We start from the raw sequence: 11,690 nt of genomic DNA, 5'->3' as shown, positions 1-11,690 counted from the left end.
GCACACCGCGCGCAAGCGTGCACGGGGTGATCGTCAAGGTCCATACCTGTGTGGTGAGGCGCGGGTGAACAGCGGTCGAACCTCGCCGAGTGGACGGATCCGACGCGTCTGCGGCCTTGCTGCCCGGCACGGCACCGCGAGCACGATCCGGCGCGAGTCCGCCCGTGACACCGCGTCAGGCCGCGGTCGGAAGGTCCGCAGGGATGTCACGGGGCGTGGGGCGCGTCCCGGTCCGGGTCGGGGACGAGGATCACCTTGCCGGTGACGGTGCCGGACTCGGCCAGCCGCATGGCTTCCGCGGCCCGGCCGAGCGGGATGCGGGCCGCGACCTGCGCGGTGATGGCGCCGTCGGCGAGCAGGGCGAAGACCTGGCCGAGGTCGGTACGCAGGCGCTCATGGAAGGCGGCCGAACGGCGCTTGCCGGCCCAGATGTTGTAGAAGTGCGTACGTCGGCCGTTGGGCAGGAACTTCCAGAGGAGCAGCCGTCCGATGAGCTTGAGGATCGGCAGCTTGGAGGATCCGGCGATGTCCCGGGTGGCCGCGCTGCCGTACGAGACGAGCGTGCCGCCCCGGGCCAGCAGACCGAAGGAGTCGACGATGCCCTCGCCTCCTACGTGGTCGAAGACGGCGTCGACGCCGCCCGGCGCCAACTCCCGCACCCTGGCGGGCAGATCGGGCGCGCGGTAGTCGACCGGGGTGGCGCCGAGCGCGCGCACCGCGTCGTGATGCCGGGGCGAGGCGGTGCCGATGACGCGGATGCCGGCGTGGGTGGCGAGCTGCACCAGCGTGGAGCCCACGCCGCCGTTCGCCCCGTGCACCAGTACGGTCTGGCCCGCGCGGACCCTGGCGATACGGTGCAGCATCTGCCAGGCGGTGATGCCGTTGACGACCACCGTCTCGGCGTCGCCGGGATCCAGTGTGCCGGGGACCTCGACGAGATCGGTGACGGGCAGTACGACCCGGCTGGCCCAGCCGCCGACCTTGGTCAGAGCGGCGAAGCGCCGGCCGACCAGTGACGCGTCCACCCCCGCGCCGACCCGGACCACGACGCCGACCAGGTCGTAGCCCGGCACGAAGGGGAACGGCGGCTGGTCGTAGTACTTGCCGCGGCGCATCTGCTGCTCGGCGAACGACACTCCGGAGGCCTCCAGGGCGAGGACGACCTCACCTGCGGTGGGCTGCGTCGCGGGACGCACACGGATCTCGAGGCCCGAGGGCTCCACGACTCCCGGGAGGACGACTTCGGTCACCACATCGGCCACAGTCTCCGTGTCCATGACGGTCAGAGCTCCTTCGTTATAACTTCTCGTGTTCGTGATAGGTTCTAACGAGAGCTTGCTCCTCTATATTCCGTAAGTCAAGGGCCACCCGAGAAGACGAAGAAGGCGACGACATGGCGGCAGAGAACCGCACGGAGCCCGGCCTGCGCGATCGGTTCCGCGCGCAGGTACGGCAGGAGGTCAAGACCGCGGCACTGCGACAGCTGGCCGAGGGAGGCCCGGAGGCGCTGTCGCTCAACGCCATCGCCAAGCAGGTGGGCATGACGGGGCCCGCGCTCTACCGCTACTTCACCAACCGGGACAGCCTGCTGACCGAGCTGGTGATCGACGCCTACGGGGACCTGGCGTCCGCACTCGCCCGCGCGGCCGACGCCGGCGCGACGGACGCGGTCGCCCGTCTGACCGCGGTCGTCCGGGCCTTTCGCACCTGGGCGCTGACCGAGCCACACCGCTACCGGCTCCTGTTCCGGGCACCCCTCCAGGGCTACGACGCACAGTCCACGAACCTGGTCGAGGCCTCCCAGCCCGCCATGACCGTCGTACTGGAGGTGGTGGGCGCCCTCGCGAAGCCGGACACGGCGGTTCCGGAGGGCCCGGCAGCCCAGTTCCGGGAGTGGATGAAACGGCACGGAATCGAGGACGTGCCGGAGGCGGTCGCCGCGCGAACCACCATGCTGTGGGCCCATCTGCACGGCCTGGTGAGCCTGGAGATCGAGGGCAACTTCAGCTCGATGGGCATCGACCCGGCCACTCTCTACGAGACCGAGGTGAAGGACTTCGTGCGCTCGCTCTGAGCCCCGGCTCGGCCTGATCCGCGTTTGACGGATCCCACAACGGAGCAGGCTTCGCACATATGCCCCTCGAACAGAAGAATGAAGGGCGGGCACGCGCACCCGGCAGACCATCAAGTCACGTACGCCATCTACGACTTGACCATGCCGGACGCGTACCGAATCGGTCCCACGCAGCCGGTCCGTGAGGACTGCGGCATATGCCAGAAGCACCACCGTATCGGGTGTTGCCAAATCCCTTACAGCGCGTCGCGGGCTGTGCAACAGTCGTAACGGTCCTTCCGTCAGCCTTGGTCGTACCGTCCCCGCATCGGAGTACGCAATGCCCTCCCATCTCTCTGCGGACCGCCCAGCCGCTCAGCCGCCCCAGCGCGGCACGGTCGACGCGCTCATTTCGCAGACGCGGCGGCTGCGCGGCGAGGTGGACGCCGTACGGCGTGACGCGCCCGCCGACGGCGAGGATCCGCAGGGACGCTGGCAGCGTGCGCTGTGCAATCTGGCGATGCATCAACTGAACGATCTCGACGAGCACTTGGGCCAGTTGCGGGACGGACCACCGCCTGTGCCCGTCCAACCCGCAGCCGTCCCCGCCGCCCGAGCCGTGCCGGCCGCATCCCGGCGCGGCTCGCTGCTGAGCCGGGTCGGCAGCGCCGAGTGGAACCTGCTGACGGACGAGGCCAGTTGGTCCGGTGAGCTCTATCAGATCCTGGGCCGCGATCCCGCCGCTCCCCCGCTGACGCTCGACGAACTTCCGTCGCTGGTGCTCGACGAGGACCGGCGGATGCTGACGGCGATGGTCACGGAGTGCCTCATCGACGCCAAGCCCATCGACGGGGAGTTCCGCATCATGCGCCCCGACGGCGGGGTGCGGACCGTACACATGATGGGCGAGCCCGTGCTCGACGCCGACGGCAGCACCGCCTCGATGTGGGCCGTGCTGCGCGACGTCAGCGAACTGCGCCGCAGCCAGCGGACGGTGAGCGAGACCCGTGACTCGCTGCAGCGCGAGCGGCACATCGCGCAGACCGAGCACCGGCTCGCGGTCGAACTGCAGGAGGCCGTACTGCCGCCGTGGCGCGGTTCCCTGCGGTTCCCGCAGGGGGGTCCCGGGACCCTGGACCTCGCCGCGCACTATCTCCCGTCGTCGACCAGCGCACTGATCGGCGGCGACTGGTACGACGCCCTCGAACTCCCCGACGGGGACACCCTGTTGAGCGTCGGTGACCTCACCGGCCACGGAGTCGCCGCGACCTCGGGCATGGCGATGCTGCTCGGCGCCCTGCGCGGTATGGCCGTGACAGGCACCCGGCCGGGCCAACTCCTGTCCTGGCTCAACCAGTTGCTCGACGCCTCCGTCCAGCCGGCTCTGGGCAGCGCCGTCTGCTGCCGCTACCGGCCCGAGACCCGCACCCTCAGCTGGGCGCAGGCAGGACACCCCGCCCCGCTGCTGTTCCGCAACGGGACGGGGCGCGCGCTGCCGGCACCGGACGGTGTGCTGCTCGGGGCGACCACGGGTGCCGTCTACGGGCAGGCCGAAGAGCCACTCGAAGAGGGCGACCTGCTGCTCCTGCACACCGACGGACTGGTGCCGTGGCGATCGGGGTCCCCCCGCTCGGGAGCTGCCGAGAGCGGAGGAGGAGCGGCGGCCGTCCAGAGGCTGCTCGACCTGGCCCCGCGCTTCGACGGGACCCGCACGGCCCAGGACTGTGTACGGATGGTTGTCGAGGAATTCGGCGAGACCGAGCGCGAGGACGACGCCTGCGTGCTCATCGCCCGGGTCGGCTCCTGAAGCCAACCCGTGTTGCCGACACGGGCCCCCTTACGCCCGCGCGCTGCCGCCGCCCCGTGGCTTCAACGAGCCGTTGGGCAGGGCGAGTTTGATCTCCTCCCGCAGATCGTGGATCTTCGGATAGCTGGAGTACTCCCCGGTGAGCCGGTACATCTCGCGCAGCCGGTCCCAGGTGCGGTGGGATGAGTTGGATCCCATCGACGTCAGGGCCAGTCGCGCGTACCGGTCGGCCTGTTCGGGATCGTCGGCGATGAAGCAGGCCGACGCCAGGGAGATGTGGTCGAAGATCTTCGACCGCTCCCGCCCCGACTCGCGCAGCTTCAGTGCCTCCTTGGCATGACGCTGGGCGGTGGCCGCCGCGGCCGGCTCGTGTTCGGCGAGGGTGCGGTAGGCGAGCGCCTGCATGCCGTGCATGTCGGCCTCGTCGAACAGCTGCATCCAGCTCGGCGGTGGTACGTCACCCCGGTCGGAGACGAACAGGTCCTCCGCCCGGCCCAGGGTGCGCCGCATGGCCTGGCCCTTGCCCATGGAGGCCTGTGCCCAGGCTTCGATGGTGTAGAGCATGGCCTGGGTGCGGGGCAGGGTCTCCTCGCCGGAACCGGACTTGGCGAGTTTCATGAGATCGAGTGCGTCGTCGGGCCGGCCCAGGTGCACCATCTGGCGAGCCGCTCGGGAGAGCGCCTCCCCGGCGCGGGGCCGGTCACCGCCCTCACGGGCCGCGTGGGCGGCGATGACGAAGTACTTCTGAGCCGTGGGCTCCAGGCCGACGTCGTGCGACATCCAGCCCGCGAGGACGGCGAGGTTGGCGGCGACGCCCCACAGGCGCCGCTGGAGATGGTCGGGGTGCCGGTAGGAGAGCATGCCTCCCACTTCGTTGAGCTGGCCCACCACAGCCTTGCGCTGGAGACCGCCGCCGCGGGCGGCGTCCCAGGCCCGGAACACCTCGACCGAGCGCTCCAGTTCCTCGATCTCCTGCGACCCGATGGGGGCGGCCTCGTAGCGGTCGAACCCAGCGGGGTCGGCGTGCAGGGGATCGTCGAATCGGGGAGCGTCGGCGGACAGCGTCGGATCGGTGTGCAGCCAGTCGTGCATAGCAGTGCTGAGTGCGGATCCCGCGGCGAGCGCGGCACCCGCGCCCACCAAGCCGCGTCGGTTGAGCATGAGGTCCATTCCCGTGAATTCGGTGAGGACCGCAGCAGTCCGCTCGGGCGCCCAGGGCACTCCGTCGGGATGATCCACACTCCCGCCGCCTTGCCGTTTCCCCGCGCGCCCGTGCCGGACCAGACCGAGGTCCTCGATGGTCACGACACGGCCGAGATGCTCGGTGAACAGGGCCGCCAGCACCCGCGGTACGGGATCGCGCGGGATCTCTCCCGTGTCGATCCAACGCCGCACCCGTGAGGTGTCGGTCGCCAGTTGGGGGTGGCCCATGGCCGCCGCCTGCCGGTTGACCATTCTCGCGAGTTCGCCCTTGGACCAGCCGACGAGGCCGAACAGGTCCGAAAGGCGGGTGTTGGGTTGTCCGTTCACGTCAAGCCCCCAGGTTCTCGGCTGATTTGACAGTAACCGCCTGTCAGTTGCTGAGCGACTATTCGCCAGGGTTCGCCAGGGTGCGCCAGATGGTGTGCCACTCGGCATCGGGTGTCAGGTAGGAACGCGCCACCCCGACCCGGTTGCCTCAGGGACATTCCCCAGGGTGCACCAGGGCGGCCGGGGCGGGTAGCGCGGCAACTTGCAGGCACACGAAGGGATCTGTTTCGCCCATGTACACAGCATCGTCCTCCGTGTCCGCTCCGCCCCGGTCGCTGCACCCCCGCCCGGCGGGCAGCGGCCCCTACCTCGACCCCGCGCGCCCGGCGGCGGCTCCCGTACTCGGCGCCGGCAGGACGCGGCGCGTTCCGGGGCTCGGCACCCAACCGCTCAGCGGGAGAATCGACTTGTCCGGCCCTCAGGGCGCGCAGCTGCGCACGGCGATCGCGTCGGTGCACCGGATCTGCCCGGAGTTCGCTCCGGTCCAGGTGCTGCGCCGCAGCGGACGCTCCGTGCTCCTGGTCGGCACGACCGGGCGCAGCACGGCCGTCGCCAAGTGTTTACTGGACCACTCCCCCGTCTGGGCCGAGCGGGTCCGGCATGAAATAGCGGCCTACCGCTCGTTCGTGCGGCACCGGCCACCGGTCCGGGTGCCCCGGCTGATCGCGGCGGATCCGGACAACTGCACCTTGGTGATCGAGCGGATGCCGGGCCGGGTGGCCGCTCTCCAGCGCCATCCGGCCGAGGCTCCGCCCCGCGCGGACATCCGGGCGGCACTGGGCGCGATCTGCCGGCTGAACGCGTGGCGGCCACCGGCGGGAACGTTCGACGCCCCGCTGGACTACGCGGAGCGGATCTCCCGTTTCCATGAGCTGGGTCTGCTCACGGACCGGGACATGGGCGATCTGCAGAAGCTCGTGCACGGCATCGCCCACTCGGCGGGCCGGCAGGGCATGGGCCAGTTCTGTCACGGCGACGCCCTCCTGTCCAACGTTCTCCTCTCACCGGCCGGTCCAGTGCTGGTGGACTGGGAGCATGCGGGCTGGTACTTGCCGGGATACGACCTGGCGACGCTGTGGGCGGTGCTCGGGGACGCTCCCGTGGCGCGCCGTCAGATCAGTCAGCTCGCGCAGTCGGCCGGTCCGGCGGCACGGGACGCCTTCCTGGTGAACCTGATGCTGGTACTGACCCGTGAGATCCGTACGTACGAGACGGCCGTGCAGCGCTCGATGCACGACACGACCCCGGCGGCACCGGGACCGGCCCACCCGGGTGCTGCGCCGTCCGGCGAGGAACAGCGGCTGCTGCTGAGGCGGCTGCACGACGACTGCCAGTTGGCCCGACGGGCCGTCCGAGCGGCGGTCGGCACTCGCTGACGGGGACGGAGGTCCGCGGTTGCGCCTGGACAGCGGCGCACCGCGGGCCTTCGTCATGTCCGGGTGTTGCCCGCCATCTGGCGTCCCCGTTTCCGCGGTCCCTGTTTCCAGGTGTCCCCCGTTCGGGTTATTGGTCCACTCCACTGACGCCCCGCAGGCCGGGTCACCGCCGCCACGAAACCCGCCACACCCGCCGTTGACATGGGAAATCGCCTGCCTCTGGGCATGATTGACGGATCGTCGGAGAGCCGATACCACTGACGCGTTCGGCCCCCGCACGCCCCACCGCGCCCGACCGTCCCAGGAGGCTGCTTTGCGAGGATCCGCCCCCGGCCCCAAGGCCACCGCCGGGCACAGACGCACGCGCAGGACCGCGGGCGCCGTCGCCTCGGCGGCGCTGCTGCTGCCGCTGCTCGGCGCGGCCCCGTCCGGCACCACCGAGCAGGTCTCCTCCGCACAGTTGCAGAGGGCCTTCGGCGCCGCGGCCGCCGAGTACCACGTGCCGCAGAGCGTCCTGCTCGCCGTCTCCTATCTGCAGTCCCGCTGGGACGCGCACGCCGGTGCCCCGAGCGTCAGCGGCGGCTACGGCCCGATGCACCTCACCGACGCCCGTACGGCGATCGCCGAGGCACCGCACCACAGCGAGGGCACGGAGGACGCCCGCGGCGACAGCTCGCGCGCTGCCCTCCTCCCCGACACCAAGGTGCCGGAGAACTCCGAACTCCCGGCCCGGCTCAAGACGTTGACGAAGGCGGCCGAGCTCACCGGCCTCCCGGCGGAGCAGCTGCGTACGGACGCCGCCGCGAACGTCGAGGGCGGCGCCGCGCTCCTCGCCGCCGCGCAGCAGGACCTCGGCGAGCCGCTGAGCGACGACGCGGCCGCCTGGTACGGGGCGGTGGCACGTTTCTCGGGCGCGGACGACACGGCGACGGCGGCGACGTACGCCGATGACGTCTACGAGGTGATGCGCGGCGGCGAGGAGCGCACCACGGACGCCGGTCAGCAGATGGCGCTCGCCGCCCAGCCCGAGCTGAGCCCCGACACGGCACAACTCGGGCGGACGGGGCTGCGTACGGTCTCCGCAGATGGCACGGAGTGCCCCAAGAAGGTGTCCTGCGAGTGGATCCCGGCCCCGTACGCGGAGTTCGGCGAGGGTGACTACGGCAACCACGATCTCGGCGACCGGCCCGCGTCGCAGAGCATCAAGTACATCGTCATCCATGACACGGAAGGCACCTGGGACGGCGTCCTGAAGCTGGTCCAGGACCCGACCTATGTGTCGTGGAACTACACCCTGCGCTCGACCGACGGTCACATCGCCCAGCATGTGCAGGCCAAGGACGTGGCCTGGCACGCGGGCAACTGGTACGTCAACGCCAAGTCGATCGGACTGGAGCACGAGGGCTTCCTGGCCTCGCCGGACGCCTGGTACACGGAGGAGATGTACCGGGCCTCGGCGCGGCTGGTGAAGTACCTCTCCAAGAAGTACGACATCCCGCTGGACCGGCAGCACATCCTGGGGCACGACAACGTGCCGGGCCCGACGACCGCCACCGTCCCGGGTATGCACACCGACCCGGGCCCGTACTGGGACTGGCAGCACTACTTCACGCTGCTGGGGCACCCCTTCCACCGCACATCGAAGCACGGCGGCGGGCTGGTGACCGTACTGCCGGACTTCACCGACAACCAGCCGGTGTACACGGGCTGCGTCACCAAGGGCGTGCCCTGCGCGGCGCACGGCTCCAGTGAGGTGCGCCTCTACAGCGCGGCGGACGAGAACGCGCCCCTGATCAAGGACATCGGGCTCTATCCCAAAGGCGACGCCTCGACCACCGGTGTGAACGACGTCGCCTCGCGTGTCTCCACCGGGCAGCGGTACGCGGTCGCCGGCCGTGACGGCGACTGGATGGCGATCTGGTACCTGGGCCAGAAGGCCTGGTTCAAGAACCCGCAAAAGCAGCCGACGGCGGTGAACGCGTCAGGGCTGGTCGTCACGCCCAAGGACGGCCTCACGGAGATCCCCGTCTACGGGCGCGCCTACCCGGAGAAGGAGGCGTACCCGACGGGCGTCCCCGTCCAGGCCGTCTCGCCGCTGCCGTACAAGCTGCTCGAAGGCCAGCGGTACGCGGTCGGTGACAAGGTGCCGGGCGAGTACTTCTACGCGCCGACCTTCGACACGGCAGGGCACACGGTCGTGATCGGCACGGACATGTACTACGAGATCCAGTTCGGCCACCGGGTGGCGTTCGTGCGGGCTGCGGACGTGGAGGTGATTCCGTCGCACTCGTGACGGCTTGACCGGTTGACGGCCGGGGCCGGGTCCGCTTGCCGCGGGCCCGGCCCTGTCCGTCGCTCCGGCCGGGCCGCCGATCCGGCCGGTGGTCCCGAAGCGGCAATTGCCGGTGGCGAAGGCAATGACATCCGGTCACCGGAAGCGCTGTCGATGGACAGCTTCGGCCGTGCTCGGGCCAGTAAGCGACATGTAACCGCACCCGCAGTCCATGTGAGATGGGATGCCCGAATCACGGTAAGCGGCACACCTGGGGCGGGCATGGGCGACTTTGTCGGAGAGACTTCAACTCGGCCCGCCGATGCGGCAGGCCCTCACCACTGTCGGTACGACATCGAGCAGCACAGGGCGGGTCCAGGAGGCGCGGAGGAGAGGTTTCGCGGGCTGCTCGAAGCGGCGCCCGACGCCATGGTCATCGTCGACGACACCGGCACCATCAAACTCGTCAACGCCCAGACCGAAGCCCTCTTCGGATACCAACGCGAAGAACTCCTCGGCCACCCCGTCGAACTCCTCGTTCCCGGCCGTTTCCGCGCCCACCACACCTTCCACCGCGACGGCTACGCCAACAACCGCCAAGTACGCCCCATGGGCGCCGGACTCGAACTCCACGGCCTCCGCAAGGACGGCACCGAATTCCCCGTCGAAATCAGCCTCAGCCCCCTCGAAACCACCGACGGCCTCCTCGTCTCCGCCGCCGTCCGCGACGTCAGCGACCGCAAGGCGGCGGAGGAAAGGTTTCGGGGACTGCTCGAAGCGGCGCCCGACGCCATGGTCATCGTCGACGACACCGGCACCATCAAACTCGTCAACGCCCAGACCGAAGCCCTCTTCGGATACCAACGCGAAGAACTCCTCGGCCACCCCGTCGAACTCCTGGTCCCCGGCCGTTTCCGCGCCCACCACACCCACCACCGCGACGGCTACACCAACAACCGCCAAGTACGCCCCATGGGCGCCGGACTCCAACTCCACGGCCTCCGCAAGGACGGCACCGAATTCCCCGTCGAAATCAGCCTCAGCCCCCTCGAAACCACCGACGGCCTCCTCGTCTCCGCCGCCGTCCGCGACGTCAGCGACCGCAAGCGCGCCGAAGCCCGTATCAACGAGCTGGCCGGACTGGTGGAATCGTCCCAGGACGCGATCCTCGCCAAGACCCTGAACGGCGACATCACTTACTGGAACGCGGCGGCCGAGCGGCTGTACGGATATTCGCGGGCCGAGGTCGTGGGCCGGCACGTGTCGCTTCTGGCGCCGTCGGAGCGCCGGGACGAGATAGACGTACTCCTGGACCGGCTGCGCAACGGGGAGAAGGTCGAGCACTTCGAGACACTGCGGCTCACCCGCTGCGGTGGCCTGCTGGACGTCGACATCACCCTGTGGCCCACCCGTGCCCCGGACGGCGCGATCATCGGGGCCTGCGCCATCGTCCGTGACATCAGCGACCGCAAGCGGGCCGAGGCGGAGCTGACCTTCCTCTACGAGCAGCAGCGGCATATCGCCCTCACCCTGCAGCGCAGCCTGATGGGCACGCCGCCCGCCATCCCCGGTCTCTCCACGGCGAGCCGCTACCGGCCCGCCACCCAGGGGGCCGGGGTGGGCGGTGACTGGTTCGACCTGATCCCCCTGGGGGCCGGCCGGGTCGGGGTGCTGATCGGCGACGTGATGGGCCGCGGTCTGGATGCCGCCGCCGTGATGGGGCAGCTGCGGTCCGCCGCGCATGCCCTGGCCAAGACCGGTATGCAGCCCCGCCAGCTCATGCAGGCCCTGGAGGCGGTCGTCGGGGACCTGGACGTGCCCGACCAGCTGGTCACGTGCTGCTATCTCATCATCGCCGCCGACGCGGGGGAGGTGACGGTCTGCTCCGCGGGGCACCTGCCGGTGCTGGTGGCCACTCCCGGCGACGGCGCCCGGTCTCTCCCGGCGCCCGTGAACGCGCCTCTCGGTGTCGGCGACGTCCTCTATCAGCAGTCCACCGCGGTCATGCCGCCCGGTGCCACGCTCGTCCTCTACACCGACGGTCTCATCGAAACGCCGGGCTCCGACATCGAGGACCAGCTCTCCAAGCTCACCGCGACCCTGGGGGCCCTCTTCGTCACTGTCCCGGACCTGGAGGACGCCGCCGACCAAGTGCTGGCCGCCCTGCTGCCCGACGCCGAGGGTCATAACGACGACGTCACCCTGCTGTTCACCCGGCTGCCCGACGGGCCTCTGTCGTCCGTCACGACGGACCTGCCCGCCGTTGCCGAGTCCGTGCCCGAAGGCCGTGCCTTCCTCAGCAAGGCCCTCACCTCATGGGACTGCGCGACCACCGCGGACGACGCCCGGCTTCTTCTCTCCGAGGTACTGACCAACGCCGTCCAGCACGCCCAGGGGCCGATCGGCCTGCACGTGTGCCGGACCACCACCGATCTGACCGTCGAGATCAGCGACAGCAGTCCCCATCTGCCCCAGCCCCGTCCGGCGGCCGAGGACGAGGAGTCGGGCCGGGGCCTGATCCTCGTCCGCGCTCTCGCCGACGACTGGGGTGTGCGCCCCACGGACGAGGGCAAGACCACCTGGTTCACGCTCAGGCTGTGAGGCAACGGGTGGGCAAGGCCGAGGGCTTGGGCTGTTCACCCGGGATCCCGG

At 70.3% G+C, this 11,690-nt stretch carries 7 protein-coding genes; 5 read left to right on the top strand and 2 right to left on the bottom strand.

Annotation, left to right across the window (positions count from 1 at the left end):
- Nucleotides 1-206 precede the first annotated feature (206 nt).
- A complete protein-coding gene (locus OIC96_RS44275; protein ID WP_330302403.1) occupies nucleotides 207-1,277 on the bottom strand; it encodes a medium chain dehydrogenase/reductase family protein in 1,071 nt (356 codons plus the stop codon).
- A 116-nt stretch (nucleotides 1,278-1,393) separates the two neighbouring features.
- On the opposite strand from OIC96_RS44275, the gene OIC96_RS44270 reads away from it, so the two are divergent.
- Together OIC96_RS44270 and OIC96_RS44265 are read left to right on the top strand one after the other, a co-directional pair.
- Entirely contained in the window at nucleotides 1,394-2,074 is a 681-nt protein-coding gene (locus OIC96_RS44270; protein ID WP_330302404.1) for a TetR/AcrR family transcriptional regulator, read from the top strand.
- A 319-nt stretch (nucleotides 2,075-2,393) separates the two neighbouring features.
- Nucleotides 2,394-3,860, top strand: a complete 1,467-nt coding sequence (locus OIC96_RS44265; RefSeq protein WP_330302405.1) for a PP2C family protein-serine/threonine phosphatase — start codon at nucleotides 2,394-2,396, stop codon at nucleotides 3,858-3,860.
- A 30-nt stretch (nucleotides 3,861-3,890) separates the two neighbouring features.
- Here OIC96_RS44265 and OIC96_RS44260 read toward each other — a convergent pair whose 3' ends face one another.
- A complete protein-coding gene (locus tag OIC96_RS44260; protein WP_330302406.1) occupies nucleotides 3,891-5,390 on the bottom strand; it encodes a DNA-binding protein NsdB in 1,500 nt (499 codons plus the stop codon).
- Between the two features lie 233 nt (nucleotides 5,391-5,623).
- Here OIC96_RS44260 and OIC96_RS44255 point away from each other — a divergent pair, with 233 nt between their 5' ends.
- The 3 genes from OIC96_RS44255 (at nucleotide 5,624) to OIC96_RS44245 (ending at nucleotide 11,639) form a co-directional block, all read left to right on the top strand.
- Nucleotides 5,624-6,766: an aminoglycoside phosphotransferase family protein gene (locus OIC96_RS44255; RefSeq protein WP_330302407.1), complete on the top strand. Its 1,143-nt coding sequence runs from the start codon at nucleotides 5,624-5,626 to the stop codon at nucleotides 6,764-6,766.
- A gap of 313 nt (nucleotides 6,767-7,079) precedes the next feature.
- Nucleotides 7,080-9,059 carry an N-acetylmuramoyl-L-alanine amidase gene (locus OIC96_RS44250; protein ID WP_330302408.1) on the top strand — a complete coding sequence of 660 codons (1,980 nt, stop codon included), beginning with the start codon at nucleotides 7,080-7,082 and terminating at the stop codon, nucleotides 9,057-9,059.
- 261 nt (nucleotides 9,060-9,320) lie between these two features.
- Entirely contained in the window at nucleotides 9,321-11,639 is a 2,319-nt protein-coding gene (locus OIC96_RS44245) for a SpoIIE family protein phosphatase (protein ID WP_330462152.1), read from the top strand.
- Nucleotides 11,640-11,690 lie beyond the last annotated feature (51 nt).

Origin of the sequence: Streptomyces sp. NBC_00775 (assembly GCF_036347135.1) — a bacterium.
GTDB lineage: Bacteria > Actinomycetota > Actinomycetes > Streptomycetales > Streptomycetaceae > Streptomyces > Streptomyces lutosisoli.
Note: the sequence above shows the minus strand (reverse complement) of the source record. Positions and strands in the feature narration are given on the sequence as shown.

What these genes read in the sequence shown, in the direction of transcription:
- OIC96_RS44270 (WP_330302404.1), top strand. Translation starts at nt 1,394, where the DNA reads ATGGCGGCAGAGAACCGCACGGAGCCCGGCCTGCGCGATCGGTTCCGC.
- OIC96_RS44255 (WP_330302407.1), top strand. Translation starts at nt 5,624, where the DNA reads ATGTACACAGCATCGTCCTCCGTGTCCGCTCCGCCCCGGTCGCTGCAC.
- OIC96_RS44245 (WP_330462152.1), top strand. Translation starts at nt 9,321, where the DNA reads ATGGGCGACTTTGTCGGAGAGACTTCAACTCGGCCCGCCGATGCGGCA.
- OIC96_RS44275 (WP_330302403.1), bottom strand. Translation starts at nt 1,277, where the DNA reads ATGGACACGGAGACTGTGGCCGATGTGGTGACCGAAGTCGTCCTCCCG.
- OIC96_RS44265 (WP_330302405.1), top strand. Translation starts at nt 2,394, where the DNA reads ATGCCCTCCCATCTCTCTGCGGACCGCCCAGCCGCTCAGCCGCCCCAG.